We start from the raw sequence: 18,172 nt of genomic DNA, 5'->3' as shown, positions 1-18,172 counted from the left end.
AACGGTCGATAGCCTCGCGAGGGCCGCGCTGTTGGATCGCAAGCCAACGGACAAAGGACGCTGTTCTTGCTGTCAGCCTCCAAGCGACGCTGCTTCAATCCTAACGTTTGTCTAGAATGTCGGTCAGCCATCTGAGGCCGAGTTTGGCAGGGTTCTTGGCTGCAAGATTGGCCAACCAGAATTGCGAAAACACGACCGGCACACCAGCGTCTATGCCAAGAATTTCTCGAAAACCGCGTTCGTCACGCGGGAGGTTGAGGGCTTCCCGATCTACCGTCCATCCTCCGGGGTGTCTTGTTACGGCGACGAAGATCCCTTGAACGATCTGACAATAGCCCTCCTGCGAATACCACCAGCCGCGGCGAGGAGATCCTGTCGGGCTGGCCCAAACCTGCCTAAGGGCTTTGATGAATCTCATCGTCGGCCACGCCACCTTCGTGACTGAAGCTGGCAACTCTGCGCAGACGCGCTCATCCCGAGATTTTACGACGTAGTCGGGTAGAGCATCAGGATGACAGATAGGAATGAGTAGCTCGTGTGCGAGTCCATTGATCATGTGTCGCTCCGTTACTACAAGAATCAATCCTGCCGTCACAGTTCATGGACACTAGGCTACGCGTCGCCGCGTCCTCCCTTTGCCACGCCCTCGCGCCGGGTTGCGTTCGTCATTATGATCAATGGCGGTCTGCCATGCGACCACCTGATCACGAAACCAGAAGCGTCGGTTCGGGCTCACGTAGACTGAGCGCGGGAATTTGCCGGCGCGTTCAAGGCGGAAAAGCGTGGTGCGTGAGATCGGGACGAGCTCAAGAACCATTTGTTCAGTGAGCATGGGCCGGAGTTCACGCCGGTCGCTTCGCTTTGAGGTGGTCATCGCGCGTCACCTCGGTATTTCTTGAAACAGCGCGCACGATAACGCGTTGCAAATTCCAGTCGAGCGCTTCTTGGATCACGAGTTCGGGACTAAGCTAAAGAAAGCTATTTAAGAAGTGCCTGTGTTGCAGCGACTTCTCGGATTTAAATAGTTCGGAGCTAAGCAAAAGTAAGCACCCAATTTTCGAACAAATTTCTTTTCGTCTGCAAAGGTCACGCGCACACTGTTCGTCAACAAGGCGAGTGAAGGCGCTCGCTATCAACAAGAGGAGTATGTCATGGCGTGTCTATCGCGCGAAGAGAATAGCCGACGCAATCCGGTGCCGCGCGCATCGTGGACCGTCGATGAGTTCTGCTCTTCCGTTGGCATTTCGAGATCCACGTACGAACGGGCAAAGCGTGAGGGGTGGGGGCCGCGCGAGATGGTACTCGGTCGCACGGGCATTCGGATCGCGGATGAAGCCGTGAATGAGTGGATCGCCAAGCGAGAAGAGAAAGCAGCGCTCATCGCTGCGGATCGACGCGAACGTCCGAGTGGGGAAGTCGAAGAGCAGACTGCCGCATAAGAGAACGCCGCCCTGTCTGGGGCGGCGCCATCTTCTCAACCGACCGGACCTTGGCGGCGAAACGGAAATGACCCGCCTTTTACACCCGGTCCGCAAATTGGCCAAGAGGCTAGGAAAGGACCGGACATGCAACTCCGGCGTCCAAGGATCGTTCATGCTCGCAGCGTGGGGCCGGACCGCAGCAAGACTATTCCGATCAGCCGGCATAGTCGGTTCGTCAGCCGCTTAAACTCGTGGGCGCGCTCAAGCCGGGCTCCTCACGCGTGGCTATCATCGAGCCGGTTTGGCTGTCCGTTGCGGCTGAAGCTCAAGCAATGTTGGCGTCGAGCCAAGGCGTACAAGATGCGCCGACCGCTCATCTTCCCAGAAAAAATGCACAGAAGGTTTTCGTATCCCCCATCTGCCGCCAAGCGAGCGGGGGAGGAGTCTGATGACGGAAAGGAGGAATATCATGGATATGCGCGACTACATCGGCCCGTCGTATATCAAGTACCCTGATGTTGTGGACGCGCCGCGCAGGGAAAAGATCAGGGCGATTGAAGATGGCAACTTTGACTCCAAGGTCCTTGAGTTCGAGAGCGGGGACCTGTTTTCACTCAACAAGACCAACGCCCGGACATTAGCTCGGGCTTACGGTTGGGAGTCCGACAACTGGATCGGGAAAGTTGTGGAGCTCTACGCCGGCGAGACAACTTTCGAAAAGCAGGCGCAACAGAGCGTGCTCGTGAGGCCGATTTCGCCGCCTGAGATCGACAAGGATCGCGTCCCGTTCTGATGCTTGCCCCCGGTAGTCGAAGCTGCCGGGGGCGTTTTACGGCGCTAGAGATGGCAGAAGCAATCTTATTGCCCTCAGAGGTCCGGAAGAAGCTACGCACTGCTGGCTTCTCGCCGCTGCCGATTGTTGGCAAGCGACCGCCGATGGAAAAATGGGAGACAAAGCATGACGTCAATGTCGACGAGATCATGCTGTGGGATCAAATTTATCCAAGTGCGCGCAGTACTGGCATCTTAACTTCTCTTGCTCCCACCCTCGACATTGACATCCTCAACGAAGAGGCGGCTGAAGCGGTCGAGGACCTAGTGCGCAAACGATATGAGGACAGGGGGCGCGTACTCGTTCGCATAGGACGTGCTCCGAAGCGCGCAATTCCGTTTCGTACAGAGCGGCCGTTCAAAAAGATCGAGGCAAAATTGATCGCCCCGAATGGCGAGACGGCTGAAAAGATCGAACTGTTAGCGGACGGTCAGCAGGTTCTCTGCTTTGGCAGCCATCCTGAAACAAACAGGCCCTACTTATGGTTTGGAGGGCAGCCAGGCGACATCCGACGAGACGAATTGCCATGTCTGGCCGAGGGCGAGGCGCGCCAGCTCGTGAACGACAGCGCAGATCTGTTGGTCCGCGATTTTGGTTACGAGCGGGTGGCACCGCGCCCGAAGCCGATTGGTGGAGATGTGGATGCTGACGGAGCGTCCGATTGGCAGAGTCTGTTCCGGGACATCCTATCGGGTTGTGGCCTGCACGACGCCTTGCGCAATTTGGCCGCCAAAATGATCCGCGCTGGTGCCACTTCGGGCGCCGTATGCAACCAGTTGCGCGCACTAATGCATGCGTCGTCCGCGTCGCGTGATGAGAGGTGGCGGGCTCGATACGATGAAATCCCCCGCCTTGTTCAGAGTGCGGAGAAGTACCGTGAGCACGCCGATACGGAGACCGGCGAGAAATCGGTTGGGCTAGGCGAATGGAACGCGGGGAAGGATGTCATGCCGCCGCCGCCTCGCGAGTGGCTGCTCGGCAACAGTTTCTGTCGCAAGTACGTAAGCTCGGTGCTTGCCGACGGTGGGACCGGCAAGACGGCATTGCGTGTCGCTCAGGGATTAGCACTCGCTACGGGCCGCCCTTTGACCGGTGAACATGTGTTTCAGCGCTGCCGCGTGCTGATTGTTAGCCTCGAGGACGATCGCGAAGAGCTGCGTCGTCGCGTGCTGGCCGCGCGGTTGCACTACAACATTCAACCGTCAGAAGTCGAAGGTTGGCTATATTTGGCAGCTCCAGGGCGGCAGGCAGGAAAATTGAAGATCATGAACGCTCGCGGCCAAACCGAAGACGGGCAGCTCAAGGCCAACCTTGAAGCGGCGATCAGGACCAACGCGATCGACTGCGTAATTATCGATCCCTTGGTGAAGACGCATGGGGTGGAGGAGAACTCTAATAGCGCCATAGATGATGTGGCTCAGGCCCTAACAGATCTTGCTATTGGCTATAACATCGCCGTTGACGTGCCGCATCATACATCCAAAGGCAGTGACAAACCCGGCGATGCCCACCGGGGTCGGGGTGCGAGTGCCCTAATCGACGCTGCGAGGCTCACCTACACGCTGACGGTGATGGGGGAGTTGGATGCACAGACATTCGGCATCCCTGTAAATGAACGCCGCCGTTACATTCGGCTTGATCGTGCCAAGGTCAATACGGCGCCTGCAAGTGGCCCGGCGACATGGTTCAAGCTGGTCGGTGTCAATCTGGCCAATGGAAGCGATCTCTACCCAAACGGGGATGAAGTTCAGACTGTAGAGCTATGGACGCCGCCCGAGACCTGGGCGGGCATGGATAATGCCCTTCTCAATCGCATCCTAACCGAGATCAATGATGGTATGCCGGATAAGACCCTCTACAGCGCGGCGCCCAATGCACGGGCGAGGGCGGCGTGGAAGGTCATTTGTAGGGCTGCTCCCGAGAAAACTGAGGAGCAGGCCCGAGAGATGATCCAGACTTGGCTCAAAACGGGGGTGCTGATCGAGTGCGAGTATTACAATGAGGTGGCCAGAAAGTCCGCGACGGGCCTCTACGTTGACGACGCCAAGCGGCCCGGAACGACCTGCTCATTTGACCAAATCTAATGGCGCAGCAAACGCGCAACCAAGTCTGCGCGTTATTAACCGGTGCCCTAAGGGAAAAGCAAAAGCGCAAAGGGGTGCGCTTTGGCTTTTCCCCACAGGAGCACCAAATGCGCAAATGCGCTGACCAGCAGGTCGGAAGGTCACTGGACGGGCCGGGACTGAAAGCAATGGGCCTACCTCTCTTCATCGGTCCCACAGACGTGACTCTTGCGGAACAAACCTCGTGGCACCAACTCCTGTGGGTCTTAGCCTGATCCAGAGGATGCCGCGATGGGGAGGAGCCCGGGAAGTGGCAATGCAGCATGGAGAGCTTCGAGGGTGCAGTCCGCCATCAAGCCTCGACGTGCGAACAGGCGTCTTTGCGAAGCTATCGCGCGATGTACGGGCCAGCGCTGTCGCAACATCGCTCTGAAAGGTGTACCGACGTGCCTCAAGCATGGTGGCCGTGGGCTGCAGATCATCAAAAGAAACAGGGAGGCGAAATATGTGCTCTCTCGGAAAATGCTCACCAAAAGAAAGCGGCCTGCCAGAGGTATGCCTCTGGAATGATGAGGGGTAAGCGACGCGGCGCAATGACGAGCGGCCAAAGCCGCTTGCGATGCAGGGTCAGTCGCCGTCGATCCCAAGCCGCTTCATGACGCGCATCACCGTCATCGCATTCCACGCGCCGCCTCGGGGCGAAGGAATGCCTCGCTCGGTCAGCTCCTGTGCAATCTCACGGTAGGGCAACTCCCACATCTCCTTCAGGATGGGCTCTATACGGGCATCCCGAGTCGCTGCAGCGGCCTTATTGACGTCGGCCTGTCTTTGGTTGCCCAGCTTTCTGCCGCGATGCTTGGCCTCCGCAAGGGCGAGGCGGGTACGTTCGGCGATGACGTTACGCTCTTTCTCTGCTACCGCCGCATAGATATGCAGCATGAATGAGTCCACATCCCTGCCCAATTCGGTGACGATAAACGGCACCCGCTTGGCCATCAGCCCGGCGATGAACGCCACGTCGCGCGACAAACGGTCCAATTTGGCCACGACGACTGGACATTTCAGCTTCTTTGCCTTGCGCAAGGCAGCAGCAAGCTGGGGACGCCTCTCCAGCGCGTCTGCTCCCTTGCCGGTCTCCACTTCGGTAAACTCACCAGCAATCTCCATCGCTTCATTGGCGGCGAAGGTCGAGATGAGGCGCCGCTGGCCGTCGAGACCGAGGCCCGAGCGGCCTTGCTTCTCTCGGGAAACGCGATAGTAGGCGACGATAGGCTGCAACATGCTCAATCCTGTAACAAGCGAACGAACGTGAGTATGTTACAAGCGGTGCAGGAGCGCAAGCGTCGCTCCCCCGAGTACTTGTGACGGGCGGGCGATCGAATAGCCCCATCATAACAGCAGAGATCGGCAATTGCGTAGGCGTCGGAAGCTGTTCGGCAGGTGGCGGTCGCCCCCTGGTGCCCCCCGAACCATGAGTCTGGCACGAACGCAACGCACCGCGACAAAATTTTTTCGCTAGTGAACTGCCACATGCACCGATCACGACACGAAGTGAGTCAAATTGACTCACTAGAAGCGCCCGGTGGTCCGACAGTATTGCCTTAGCATCCTTTGGTCGCTACGCCCTGTCCTGACACCGCTGTCCATGGAGCCTGGGTGCCAGTAGCGTTAATTGCCGCAGTCGGAAGGGCCTTGGCGGCGGTGTCAACTATCGTTGGACCGCACGCATGCGCAGCACATCCCGTAATCCGTAGAGCCGCTGCTACTTTTCGTTGAGAGCGCAAGACCCGAAGCCATTATGGTCGTGATGTCGCCTCGATATCTGGATAACAAATGCGAGCACGGAGGGCGACTGCAATGTCTCACAGAGCAAAGGCAATATTGAACACGCCGATCCATGATCGGTGGATGGCGGAGATCACCTATTTGGACGGCAAGCCACAGCTGACGATCGTATTTGAGGAGCTGGAGGACCTCGACGAGATCGTCGAGCGCGGGCCAGACTGGAATACGATCGACAAGATCGTCATCACGCTGAACCGTCCGCTGCCACCCTGCGATCTTTACAAGGAGCTGTTCGGCAAGTGATGAGCTTGACCTAGCTGTCCGCTCGGCTTGCGCACTCTCTTGGGAACGAACCCGACGTCCGCTTCTGAGAGGTGAGCCGACAGGCCAGTGCAAGGTACTGAAGGCAGGCGTTTTCACACAACCAAGACCCGAAGGAGACGTCTGACCACGCGATCGTTGCCAAACGTGCTCCTAATTTCGATCGTGGAGGAGGCGTTAGCTTCTGAGTGCGGACAGCTGATCCGTGTCATATCGTGCGCGAAGCTCAGCAATTGTTCCGGGATCGGCTGCGCCGCCACGCGCTACAGTCTCGGCCAGCTCTTCGAAATAGCGCTCGTGGCCGGGCGGGGACACTGTCATGAGCACGCGTGCGATCCTGTCGGAGGCGTTACCGATGTTGTGCGGCACGCCGGGTGGCAAGAAAAGATAGGTGCCGGGCGTGGCGCGCACGCGTTCGCTGCCGACTTGCCAGTCGCATTCCCCTTCCAGCACATAGAAAGTTTCCTCCTGCACGCGATGGACATGCAGGCCGGTGAAGAAGCCTGGTGGAATCGTCCACTTAAACATCGAGGTATGCCGGGTGTCATTGGCGGTGACCAGAAATGCCATGGGATGTCCGGCGAGCTTCACAGACTTCCCTTCACCAGGCCTTCGGATGATCGCTTTTCCACTCATATTGGCTCTCCAAGTTGGCGTGATCGGGTGCCGCAGGCTGCCTTTTCCTCATCCAAAGGTCGTGAAACATCTCCGAAATTGGTGCAAAATGTCTCCGAAATGACCCAACGGCCCCCACCAGGTACCTACAGATTTGGCTCTTTTGCACTGGACGCCGAGACGGGCGCGCTGTCTTGCGAGGGCGTGCCGAGCTTGCTGGGTCAGCGTGGGGCCGCGCTGCTGCGCTTTCTCCTGGAGCGCGCCGCGTCCCCCGTCAGCAAGGACGCGCTGATCGATGCGGCGTGGCCGGGACTCGCTGTCGAGGAGAGCAATCTCACCGTCCAGATCGCTGCGCTGCGCCGCGCGCTCGAGCTGGGCGGTGGGAGAGGTTGGATTGAGACGCTGCCGCGCCGTGGCTATCGCTATATCGGCCCGCCGGTGACGCGAGTTAGCGCGAATGCCGGTGAGGCCGATCACGCCGCGCTTCTGGTGCCGGAAAAGCCGTCGATCGCCGTGCTGCCATTCGAGCACTCCGGCGAAGCCGCCTGGTTCGCCGATGGCATGGTCGACGACATCATCACGGGGCTGTCGCGCATCCGGTGGGCTGTTTGTCATCGCGCGCAATTCCAGTTTCGTCTGGCGTGGCCGCACTGCCGATGTGAAGCAGGTCGGTCGCGATCTCGGCGTACGCTATGTCCTGCAAGGCACCGTGCGGCGCGCAGACGACCGCGTCCGCATCAACGCGCAGCTCGCCGACGCCGCCAGCGGCGCGCAGATCTGGGCTGAGCGCTACGACCGCACTGTGGGCGACCTTTTCGCTTTACAGGACGAGATCGCGCTAGCCGTGATGGGCGCGATAGAGCCAAGTCTGCGCCGCGCCGAGGTCGACCGCATCCGCCGCAAGCGGCCCGACAGTCCCGACGCCTACGAACTCGTGCTGCGTGCGCAGCCGGATGTCGATTCAGGCATGCCCGATCGCGCCGCACTCGCCTTGCCACAGCTGCAGCGCGCTCTGGCCCTCGATCCCACATACGCGCTCGCCCATGGCCTTGCAGGGATGAGCTATCACAATCGCTTTCTACGCGCCGGGTTGAAGGAAGAGGATCGCCTCGCGTCGGTGTGCCACGCGCGCCTTGCCATCGAGCACGGACGCGATGATGCGATGGCGCTAACCTTTGCTGGCTTCTCGCTTGGCATGGACGCCCATGATCGCCAGGCCGATTTCGCCGCATTCGAGGCCGCGCTCGCCTTGAGTCCCTCGACCGCGCTCGCGTGGATCCTCGGCAGCGTTGTCGCGGGATGGGTTGGTGAGGCGGAACGTGCAATAGACTGGAGCGAGCGCGGCTTGCGCTTGAGCCCGTTCGATCCGTGGGCTTTTGCCGCCTACGACGCGCAGGCGCTCGGACATTTCTGTCGCGATCGTCATGCGGAGGCTTTGCGTGCAGCCTACAAATCCAACCTCGCCAATCCCGCCCACAGCATTACGTGGGTGCAGCTCGCGGCTTCACTCGCTGCCCTCGGGCGGCTGGAGGAGGCGAGGGCGGCCGCGGCCTATGTGCTGGAACTACAGCCGACCTTCCGCATCAGGGGCCAGTTCGCCGGAGTTGCCTGCTCGCCTGAACTGGCGGCGAAGCTTGGCAAAGCCCTGCGCGCGGCCGGGCTCCCGGAATGATGTGAAGCCTGATCAACAAGTCTGCTGATGGCCCATGGCTGACCTCCGCTCTTGGCCTCGCACCGTCCGCTTCCGACGGCTGAGCGGAAAGCCATCGGGGAGACGCCGAGGGCAGCCTTTGACCACAAGCCTTCTTTGACCATGGGCGTCGCTCGTGGTGGAGCATTCTGCTATTGTGGCTTTTTCATTGTTGAGTATCGGCCAATGGAGCACGCGATGCCAAACAGCGATGAGATCGAGGCGAAGTCGCACAACCCGGTGCCGCAGGGCTATGTGCTTGGTCCCGGAGAGGGTGAACACCTGATCCATTTTCGTGATGGCGGCAACATCTTCATCAAGGCCGACCCGGTAACGGGGTCCAATAATCTTGGCCTGGGCATTCAGCAGCTACCCAAGGGCTCAGGCATTCCAGCTCACCGACATCTCGACAGGGACGAAGCCTTCTACGTTCTGGAAGGCAGTGGCACGGTCACACTCAACGATGTGCGTCACTCTTGCGAAAAAGGTGGAACGATTTTCATACCCAGGAACACCTGGCATGGTTTCAGTAGTCCAGATCAGGAAATGGTTCTGCTGTGGATCATGGTGCCCCCAGGCCTCGACGGTTTCTTTCGCGAAACCTGCAGCCGACCCGACGAACCGCGAAAAGAATTCACGCGGGAGCAGATCAACGCAATAGGTTTCAAATATGGGACAGAATACTAGGTGGTCTCAGACATTTGCCTTCAAGCGCTAAGACGCTGAGTCCGAAATTGGCCTGGAGGTGCCGAGAGCAGCCGTTGACCCATGGCGGACATCGCCAGCGCGGCGATTAAGTGAGAAGTGCGAGATCGCGCCACGTCAGACACGTCGCGGGTCGCTTTCCGGGTGCGAGGCCACGTACTCGATGTCGCTATGGGCAATGCCGATATCGTGCAGGTCGCGGCTGTTCAGACCGTACAAGGCGGCCCGCACTTTCTCACGTTGGTGCTGTTTCTGAATCGCATTCCTGGCTCGCTCAATGAAAACCTGTGACTTTCCGGGGCAGCACGGCAGGCTGTCCCAATACTGTCGCCATAGAATGCCAAGGGATTGACGAGCGCGCTTTACTTGGTCCTTACATTTTTGTCACTGGCGGCTTAATCTTTGCCCCGACCGGCGTGTTGGAGCCTGGTGTTCGGAAGTTGCTTAGGGAAATGGTAGCTTGCGTTATCTCTTCGACAACTGCGCTTTGGATAGTGACCGCCGCGAGTTGCGTCGCGGCGCCGAACTGGTCGCCGTCTCGCCGCAGGTCTTCGACTTGCTTGAATACCTGATCCGCAACCGGGAGCATGTGGTCGGCAAGGACGAGTTGATCGAGGCCATATGGAAGGGGCGAATTGTCTCTGAGGCGGCAGTCACGACCCGACTGAATGCCGCTCGAAGCGCCATCGGCGACTCGGGCGAAGCGCAGCGCCTCATCAAGACCCTTCCACGCAAAGGCTTCCGGTTCGTCGGATCAGTGCAGGAAGCGACGAGGCTCGAGGGCGAGGCAATCGGCGATGCCTCCGTGCAGGGGCTGATACCGGATCTTCCGTCCGCTGAGAAGGCCTCCGTGGCCGTTCTCCCGTTTACCAATCTTAGCTCCGATCCGGAACAGGACTACTTCGCCGATGGAATGGCCGAAGACATCATTACAGCGCTGTCTCGGTTCAAAGCCCTGCTCGTCATCGCGCGCAACTCGAGCTTCACTTACAAGGGGCGCCTCGTCGATGTGAAGCACATCGGGCGCGAACTTGGGGTGCGCTACGTACTGGAGGGCAGCGTCCGAAGCGCTTTAGGCCGCATGCGCATCACAGGCCAGCTCATAGATGCCGCTACCGGAGCACATCTTTGGGCCGACCGATTCGAAGGCGACCTGGGAAACGTCTTTGATCTGCAGGACCAGGTAACTGAGAGCGTGGTAGGAGCGATCGCGCCGACAGTTGAAAAAGCGGAGATTGAGCGCGCCAAGCGTAAGCCAACAGGAAGTCTCAATGCCTATACGGTCTATTTGCGCGGATTGGCCAAATTTTATCAGATAGATACCAACCGGCGGGCGATCGACGACGCATTGCAGCTATTCAACAGCGCGACTGAACTCGATCCCGATTTTGCGGCCGCGTACGGCCGTGCTGCCTCTTGCTACGCGTATGGAAAGGGGATCGGTTGGTTTTCTGGCGCCGAGGAAGAGATTGTGCAAGCAACATTACTCGCTCGACGCGCCGCCGAGATGGGCAAAGATGATGCAATCGCACTCAGCGGGAGCGGGTGGACCTTCGCCTACGTCGTTGGTGATTTCGAACAGGGTGCCGCCTTGATCGACCGCGCACTTTTTCTCAATGTCAATTTGGCAGAGGCTTGGCACTTTAGTGGTTGGATTAAAAACTGGCTCTGCGAGCCGGACCCGGCACTTAAATGCTTTGCGCACGCCATGCGTCTGAACCCATTGGATTCGCGGATAGCGGGGATGCGAACTGGGACGGCATATGCGCATTTCCTGTTGGGCCGCTATGAAGAAGCAGCGTCTTGGGCGGCAATGGCATTGCAATACAACCCGGAATTTCCCGCCGGACTCCGTGTGGCAGCCGCGAGTAACGCGATGGCCGGCCGACTCGAACAGGCACGCAAGGCCATGGCGCGTCTCCGGCAACTCCGACCCGCGCTCCGAGTATCCAGCATACGGGGCCTGGTGCCTCATCGGCGGGCTGATGACCTTGCGCGATTTGAAGAAGGGTTGAGGAGAGCCGGATTGCCAGAGTGACCTTGGTTCATCTGGGCAAACGCCCGATCGAAGGAGGCGCAAGGTCGGCGATTGCCCTAAGGCGAAGAAAGGCAAGACGTCCGGCACGTCAGCAGTCCAGGCTAGACCAGACATGGCAGAGATATGGATCGATGGGCTCGATAGAGCCTAGGCGCATTCGCAGATGCGCGGTGGCCCAAAGTCATGAATCGGTAGGACGGGTGAATATCGGCATGAACTGATTGCCCGTCTGCCCTTGAGCGAGGGTGCCGCAATGGTTGGTGGGCCAAACAAAGAGGCAAGTAATCGCTCCGTGCCTGCCGTTCTCATCATGTTCGCTTTTGGAAAATCCTTCTCCAGACCGCAGGTGGAGTTTGCGGGGCGAACCGCGAACCAATTGTGGCGGTGTGGAATAATCGACTACGACAGCGATCAGCTTGCCCACCGAGCATCTATTGCGCTCGTCGGTGCCGTAAGAGCACTGACGTCGCGAGATGGAGGCTGCAGGGGGCTGTCGGGCGCAGACTCGGAGCCGCGTATCAAGTGAATTGTGCCGCGCAATCAGCGAGGTTAGAGCGGCAGTCGCCCTTGATCCTCAGACCAGTCGATGATCTCGAAAAACATCCCTCGATTGAGCATTTCAGCCTCGAGGTTTCCCGCGTGCTCCTTCCATTCCTTAGTCTCGCGAACCCGGAAACGGGGAGCATCCCCGGCGGCCTTTTGCGCGTCGTCAGATGCCAAGGCTCCGCGAACGCTCTCGTACATCATCGTCAAGCTGTCGTTTGTGAAAGCGCGGTAATCCATGCAGCCATAGGCCGTCACCGGGTTGAGTTCGGCGACAGCTCCCAATGTGTGAGTTCTAGGTTATTGCGCTGGTCGAAGATGCTGATATCGCGCCGCGGTTAACGGACCGTTCACTGTGCTCCTAACAGGAACAGCAATAGCGGCGCACGGCCGAACACGCCTGCGGAGCACGAGAGCGAGGATCAGCCGGTTGACGGGCCGCTTTTGGGAGGCGATCCGACCAAGCTCGTGCAAGGTATAGAAGGCAGCTTGTGACCCCTATAGGAAGTCGGCGGGTCCAGTCTGGCCATCCACCGTCGGTAAATCTCGCAGCCATTCGCCGGATCGATTGCCTCGCGGGTCAATACCACGGTGCGAGGCGACGTAGTCGATCTCTCCCCGCGTGGAGCCAATATCCATCAGCTCCATGTCGCTCAAGTTGGACAGGGTGGTGCGCAGTTTTTGGCGCTCGCGGCGCTCCTGAAAGGCATCCCAATACTTCCAGATGAAGTTGGCGACATGCCGGATCGATCCGGATGTCTGGTCCAGCCACATTGTGCCGTGCGTCGTGCTCATTGCGGTGTCTCCCGGGACCGTTCTTCCTTTACCGGCGCGAGGTTACCGCGAGAACGGCAGACACGCTTGATCGACCGCTTACATTTTCCTCACCGGCAGCTTATTCTTGCCACGTCCAGCGCGGCTAAAGCCCGGTTATCGGGGAGCTCTCGTCCAAGGAGTTTCGCGTCTTGCGCTATCTCTTCGAGGAGTACGCATTCGACACTGAGCGGCGCGAGCTGCATCGCGGGGCGGACCTTGTCTCCGTCGCGCCACAGGTGTTCGATCTGCTCGAATACCTGATCCGCAACAGGGAGCGCGTCGTCACTAAAGACGACCTCATCGATGCCATTTGGAACGGGCGCAGCGTTTCGGATGCGGCACTTACGACCCGGCTCAATGTCGCCCGAAGCGCAATTGGCGATTCCGGCGAGGAACAGCGCTTCATCAAAACACTACCGCGCAAGGGCTTCCGTTTCATCGGACCGGTGCAGGAGACGCGAGAAGTTGCGGGCGCGGATCTGAGCGATGCGCCCGAGAGCGCACTTGCGCTCCCCGACAAACCCTCCGTCGCCGTGCTGCCGTTTAAGAATATGAGCGGCGATCCCGAGCAGGAATATTTTGCGGAGGGCATGGTGGAAGAGATCATCACCGCGCTGTCGCGGTTTAAGTCTCTGTTCGTTATCGCACGTCACTCGAGTTTCACCTTCAAAGGTAAAGACGTCGATATCAAAGAAGTCGGGCGCCGGCTCGGCGTACGCTATGTCCTCGAGGGGTCTGTGCGGAAGGCATCGGGGAAAGTTCGCATCGCAGGGCAGCTGATCGATGCAGTTACAGGCGCGCATCTATGGGCGGACAGGTTTGAGCGTGACCTTACCGACGTCTTCGCTCTCCAGGACGAAGTAACCGTCGCCGTTGTTTCGGCTGTTCAACCAAAGATGCTTCAAACACAAATTGAAATGGCGACGCGGCGGCGGCCAGAGAACCTCACCGCTCATGACTTGTTTCTTCGATCCATGCAACAGTATTACCTGACGACCCGCGAAAGTTTGGCCGAGGCGATCAGGCTGGCTCATTGCGCTTTGGAGCTAGAACCGAGGTTCGGGTCTGCAGCGGCTTTGGCAGGCGACTGCCATGCGAGCAACGTCGCTCTAGGCTATGCCAACGATCCTCAGTTCGACTGCAAGGAAGCAGTTAGGCTCGCTCGTTTAGCATTGAGGATCGATGATGGTGATCCAGACACGTTGTCACGGGTTGCCGTAATCTCGGCGTGCATGGTCGGCGATAGTGAAGCCGAGATCGAAATGGCTGACCGGGCGGTGGCGCTCAACCCAAATTCATGGCGTACTTGGAACAACAGAGGCTGGGTCTATATAATGGCGGGCCAGCCCGAGGAAGCGATACGAAACTTTGAACGTGCCATTCGCATGAGCCCGGTAGATCCGTTGCTACACATGACGTTTCTTGGCATTGGGCATGCCCTTATGGGACTTCGGCGCTTTGACGAGGCAATCGTCGCATTGAAGAGGGCCCTTCGTCAGAAACCCTCCTTTATGCCAGCTTATCGTGGTCTCGCGTCCGCCTTTGCCCATCTTGGACGCGACGCTGAGGCGCACGCCGCGGCGGCGCATGTGCTTGAGATCGATCCCGCCTTTACAATATCGGCACATATCGCCCGGGTTCCCAAAAGCTCAAAGCTGATTATTGAGGGGCTTCGAAAAGCGGGGTTGCCCGAATAAGCCAGCGCACACGCCCGCGCCGACGAGGTGATCGAATATAGCGCCCTCCTGCTGCGCTGCATGAGTCCGGATTTGGCTCATTTGCGAAGTTGCGCCTCGACGGTCGGAAGTCCGCTCGGTTAGCCAGATAGGACCAGATTTGCTCAACCTGAGTTCTTCGCGCTTTGACCCAAACGCGACATTTGGCCCTCGACACAAAGGGATCACTGCCGGGCGAAGAATCCCCCGCGGTCACAATCTCGGTGGGGAGAGGTAAGTGACCGCCGGTTCGCTGCGATCGTTCAACGTGCCCTGGCTCGGGTTAGCAAATACTCCATCCGTATCATGTTCGCGGAGTAGTAGGGTGCAGCGAGCGTTTCAAATTCATTACGCAAGGCAGCAAGCCGCTCCGGTTCCTCGGCCGAAGCTTCCATCAATTTCTGCATGGGGCCCATGGAGCGCTCCGCGAACTCTCGGTAATGCGACAGACTGAGAGCAGGAAAATGCATGATGCCGCGGGAAAAAAATGGGGCCTCGAACTTGTCGCCAAGCCGTTCAGCGACAGTGCCGGGGCTTCCCCATTGGGGAGGTGGTGCGGCGCCAGGTGGGGGCGGTGGCGAATTTTTGCCAACGAAAGCAAACATGCGGCCAACGAAGTGCTCCGGTGGCCAGGTCGCAAATGCGACGCGACCGCCTGGCTTCAAAACGCGCCGCATCTCCGCGACAGCTACATCAGGCCGGGGCGCAAACATGTGACCAAACTGGCTCAGCACGACATCAAATTGGCCATCCGGGAATGGAAGATTTTCAGCGTCCCCCTCGAACCATTGTACAGTGGCCAGCCTGGCTATCTGAGCATTCTCGCGCGCAACGTCCAGCAGCGCCGGCGTCAGGTCGAGTCCCGTTACCGATGCGCCTGCCCGAGCTGCCGTAATCGCGACGACACCCGTGCCCGTTCCAACGTCGAGCACGGTCTCGCCAGGCTTCACTTGTGCGAAGTCGACGAGATGCGCCGCGACCGGTGTGGTGAAGGCGGCAGTCGGTGCAAACGACGCCCACATGTCGCGCTGGCGGGACTTTAGTTCTGAGAACGGATCAACTGTCGATGACATGGTCGCTCCCTATGGCTAAAGAAGATTTCTCTCGCAAGCAGTTTGGAAACTGGTGACTTAGGGCACGCAGGGCATCGGCGGAAGCCAGCCCCAGACTACAGTAGCCCAGGCGGCCCGAGGCTGGCCAGGGCAATTCGTCGCTAGCGGCGGCGGAGCAGTGCGTCCGGTTCTGGCCCATCGCTGCCCAGCGGAATGCTCGGTGGCCGTCGGCTGTCAGGTCCAGAGCGGAAACTAATTGCAGCGGTCTGGACCGCCGATTTTGACCCGATGCGGACATTCAGCGCATTGCCCAGTGTTGTTGCTGTCACGAGCGACCGAAGGTATTCTGACGCCTCACTGCGAGGGGTACAAATTTGTTTCGGCTCGGCAATCTGGTAGTGTCTCAGTTCGAAATATCAGCGGCAATCCGCTTCGCAAGGAAGACACGCTATGGATGAAAAGTCATCTGTCAAACCGATGGACGAGAAGCACACTGCGCGGTTGCTCGATGCCGCGAAGTGCGCCGCCAAGGCGCTGAAAGAGAATCCGCCGCCTGACACCTTCACAGGCCGAAAGACACAAGCGGACGACTAAATTTCGTAGTGAGACACTTGTTCGCCATAGAAGTGGCGGTTCAATCATAGCTGTCGATCAGGAGATTCTTCGCTCATCCATCGAGCGAAAAAACCATTGCGTTTGGACCGAGGCTGGTGAACGTCGCTACGCATCCTTCAAGGAAGGAGGGCTTCACGCGTTACATAGTGACGGGACGCCAAGAGAATAGCTCAGAAGAGTAAGCCGCCTCAACTGTCGATGTCCCTTGATGGCCCATTTGCGAAGTTGCGCCTCGGCGGTCGGAAGTCCGCTCGGTCAGCCAGAGCGGACCAGATTTGCTCAACCTGAGTTCTTCGCGTTTTGACCCAAAGCGGACGTCAACCCTCCGGCACCCCGGCCAAGCGCAGACCCTCGTAAATTCTGTCGCGTCCGGCAAGGAAGGTCGGATTGTTGCTCGGTGCTGTGGCGCGCAAGCGGCGGATGGTGAAGGTCGGATCAAGGACAAGGGCCGCTCGGGCAGCGGCCTTTGCCTCATCCAACTCGCCAAGCCGCACCAAGGCGCCGGCGAGCCAAACCTGCGCAAGTGGATTGTTGCGATTGGCCTCAATGCTGCGCCTTAGCCAAACCACCGCTTCCGCGGCGGCATCAAGGTTCAACTTGGCTGCGCCAATGACCATCAGCCAACGGAAGGCTCTTATGTCGCGAGGAGACAGCCGGAGCGCCTCAAGGATGTGCATCTCGGCTTCCATGGCTCGACCGGTGTAGGTTTTTGCCAGACCGATCCAAGCGTGGGCCTCGGCCAAATTGCGATCCAGCGCCAACGCTCGTTCGCATGCCGCAATACCTTGAGCGGCGCGATTTGTGGTGATCTGGACGAGGCCGAGAAGCAAGTGTGCCATGGCATTCTGCGGCGCCAGCGACAAGGCCTTGCCCAGCGTCTTCTCTGCCGCTGCAAGGCGAGGGGCCGCGTCGTCGGTCAAGAAAGACGCTGGAAAAGTTACATCGACCTCTGCTCTGCCGACCAGTGCCTCCATGCAGGACGGGTCGAGCACCAAGGCACGTTCGAAAAAGCCCTGTGCTTGCGTCAGTTGCTCGGGGGTCTGCCCCATGTTGGAGATGGCTCTGCCTCGGAAATACAGGTCCATCGCGTCCGGGTTTGCGGAGCTCTCGGCTCGCCGCGCCTCAGCTGCAATCAGCTCGGCGTTCAGCACGTTGGCCAGCCGTGACACAATTTCGTCCTGCATGTCGAAAAGGTCGGCGACAGGTTGGTCGAATCGCTCTGCCCAAAGATGGTTGCCCGTTTCGGCGCTGATCAGCTGTACACTTACGCGAAGCCGGCTACCGGCCCGCTGAATCGAACCTTCCAGGATATAGCGAACGTTCAGTTCGCGACCGACCTGTCTGAGATCGATCGACTTGCCCTTGTAGGTAAACGCTGTATGTCGGCCAATGACGAACGAACCGCTGATGCGCGACAGGTCCGTGGTCAGGCTCTCCGTAACGCCGTCGGCGAAATAGTCTTGTTCGGCGTCGCCGCTTATGTTTGCGAACGGCATCACAACAATGGAAAGACGAGGTGCCGAGGCGGGGGAGGTCTCCTTTTTGTCATGCGCCGCTGCAACTGAACGCCCCTGATCTTCAATGACCTTGCCGACGAACCGGAAGCCCTGGCGCTGCAGTGTCCTGATTACCTGCTGCCTTTCGCCGGTATCGCAGACGGCGGTCCGGGCTGCATTGAGACGGGTCGTCAATGCGGCATCCGAGACAATGCGGCCGTTCCAGACTGCGCTGATGATGTCGTCTTTGCTGACCACCCGTTCCCTATTGCGGATCAGGTAGTGAAGCAGGTCGAACACTTGTGGTGCGAGGGCGATCAGCTCGGCGCCTCGACGCAGCTCGCGCCGGTCCGTGTCAAGTGTGTGTTCTTCAAAGTGATAGCGCATCTGCCACTTCCTCCATGCCCAGGGATGTTCGGGAGGCGCTGCAACGGCCGACTGCAAAACATTAAGCCGCCGGTAAGC

14 protein-coding genes and 1 pseudogene are annotated in these 18,172 nt (G+C 59.1%); 8 read left to right on the top strand and 7 right to left on the bottom strand.

Annotated features, from left to right (window positions below; genetic code table 11):
* Positions 1 to 100 precede the first annotated feature (100 nt).
* Positions 101 to 556 carry a hypothetical protein gene (locus I6F09_RS18125; protein WP_225188681.1) on the bottom strand — a complete coding sequence of 152 codons (456 nt, stop codon included), beginning with the start codon at positions 554 to 556 and terminating at the stop codon, positions 101 to 103.
* Between the two features lie 1,334 nt (positions 557 to 1,890).
* Between I6F09_RS18125 and I6F09_RS18115 the strand changes: the two genes are divergently transcribed.
* Together I6F09_RS18115 and I6F09_RS18110 are read left to right on the top strand one after the other, a co-directional pair.
* Positions 1,891 to 2,214: a hypothetical protein gene (locus I6F09_RS18115; RefSeq protein WP_225188680.1), complete on the top strand. Its 324-nt coding sequence runs from the start codon at positions 1,891 to 1,893 to the stop codon at positions 2,212 to 2,214.
* 50 nt (positions 2,215 to 2,264) lie between these two features.
* Positions 2,265 to 4,337: an AAA family ATPase gene (locus tag I6F09_RS18110; RefSeq protein WP_225188679.1), complete on the top strand. Its 2,073-nt coding sequence runs from the start codon at positions 2,265 to 2,267 to the stop codon at positions 4,335 to 4,337.
* A 606-nt stretch (positions 4,338 to 4,943) separates the two neighbouring features.
* Here I6F09_RS18110 and I6F09_RS18105 read toward each other — a convergent pair.
* Entirely contained in the window at positions 4,944 to 5,597 is a 654-nt protein-coding gene (locus I6F09_RS18105) for a recombinase family protein (RefSeq protein ID WP_225188678.1), read from the bottom strand.
* Positions 5,598 to 6,224: 627 nt separating this feature from the next.
* On the opposite strand from I6F09_RS18105, the gene I6F09_RS18100 reads away from it, so the two are divergent.
* On the top strand, positions 6,225 to 6,404 hold the full coding sequence (locus tag I6F09_RS18100) for a hypothetical protein (RefSeq protein WP_225188677.1): 180 nt from the start codon (positions 6,225 to 6,227) through the stop codon (positions 6,402 to 6,404).
* Between the two features lie 195 nt (positions 6,405 to 6,599).
* On the opposite strand, the gene I6F09_RS18095 is transcribed toward I6F09_RS18100, so the two are convergent.
* A complete protein-coding gene (locus tag I6F09_RS18095; protein ID WP_225188676.1) occupies positions 6,600 to 7,058 on the bottom strand; it encodes a cupin domain-containing protein in 459 nt (152 codons plus the stop codon).
* On the opposite strand from I6F09_RS18095, the pseudogene I6F09_RS37730 reads away from it, so the two are divergent.
* The 4 genes and pseudogenes from I6F09_RS37730 to I6F09_RS18070 form a co-directional block, all read left to right on the top strand.
* Positions 6,957 to 7,400 (top strand): annotated as a pseudogene (locus tag I6F09_RS37730) (hypothetical protein); the annotation flags it as partial. The gene I6F09_RS18095 and the pseudogene I6F09_RS37730 overlap by 102 nt on opposite strands.
* 193 nt (positions 7,401 to 7,593) lie before the next feature.
* Positions 7,594 to 8,709, top strand: coding sequence for a transcriptional regulator (locus tag I6F09_RS18085; RefSeq protein WP_225188741.1), 1,116 nt, complete (start codon positions 7,594 to 7,596; stop codon positions 8,707 to 8,709).
* 216 nt (positions 8,710 to 8,925) lie between these two features.
* Positions 8,926 to 9,414 (top strand): cupin domain-containing protein, encoded by a 489-nt coding sequence (locus tag I6F09_RS18080; RefSeq protein WP_225188675.1) that lies wholly within the window; start codon positions 8,926 to 8,928, stop codon positions 9,412 to 9,414.
* 478 nt (positions 9,415 to 9,892) lie between these two features.
* A complete protein-coding gene (locus I6F09_RS18070) occupies positions 9,893 to 11,470 on the top strand; it encodes a winged helix-turn-helix domain-containing tetratricopeptide repeat protein (RefSeq protein WP_225188674.1) in 1,578 nt (525 codons plus the stop codon).
* A 549-nt stretch (positions 11,471 to 12,019) separates the two neighbouring features.
* Here the strand turns inward: I6F09_RS18070 and I6F09_RS18065 are convergent.
* Together I6F09_RS18065 and I6F09_RS18060 are read right to left on the bottom strand one after the other, a co-directional pair.
* Positions 12,020 to 12,298, bottom strand: coding sequence for a hypothetical protein (locus I6F09_RS18065; protein WP_225188673.1), 279 nt, complete (start codon positions 12,296 to 12,298; stop codon positions 12,020 to 12,022).
* 213 nt (positions 12,299 to 12,511) lie between these two features.
* Positions 12,512 to 12,808: a DUF1127 domain-containing protein gene (locus I6F09_RS18060; protein ID WP_225188672.1), complete on the bottom strand. Its 297-nt coding sequence runs from the start codon at positions 12,806 to 12,808 to the stop codon at positions 12,512 to 12,514.
* Positions 12,809 to 12,978: 170 nt separating this feature from the next.
* Between I6F09_RS18060 and I6F09_RS18055 the strand changes: the two genes are divergently transcribed.
* Positions 12,979 to 14,526, top strand: a complete 1,548-nt coding sequence (locus I6F09_RS18055) for a winged helix-turn-helix domain-containing tetratricopeptide repeat protein (protein ID WP_225188671.1) — start codon at positions 12,979 to 12,981, stop codon at positions 14,524 to 14,526.
* Positions 14,527 to 14,807: 281 nt separating this feature from the next.
* Here I6F09_RS18055 and I6F09_RS18050 read toward each other — a convergent pair whose 3' ends face one another.
* Together I6F09_RS18050 and I6F09_RS18045 are read right to left on the bottom strand one after the other, a co-directional pair.
* Positions 14,808 to 15,617 carry a class I SAM-dependent methyltransferase gene (locus I6F09_RS18050; RefSeq protein WP_225188670.1) on the bottom strand — a complete coding sequence of 270 codons (810 nt, stop codon included), beginning with the start codon at positions 15,615 to 15,617 and terminating at the stop codon, positions 14,808 to 14,810.
* Positions 15,618 to 16,528: 911 nt separating this feature from the next.
* The gene (locus I6F09_RS18045) at positions 16,529 to 18,094 is read right to left on the bottom strand and encodes a winged helix-turn-helix domain-containing protein (RefSeq protein WP_225188669.1); all 1,566 of its coding nucleotides are present in this window, start codon (positions 18,092 to 18,094) and stop codon (positions 16,529 to 16,531) included.
* Positions 18,095 to 18,172: the final 78 nt, after the last annotated feature.

Source organism: Bradyrhizobium sp. IC3195 (assembly GCF_020193585.1).
Lineage (GTDB): Bacteria > Pseudomonadota > Alphaproteobacteria > Rhizobiales > Xanthobacteraceae > Bradyrhizobium > Bradyrhizobium yuanmingense.
This window is presented reverse-complemented; position numbering and strand designations above follow the sequence as displayed.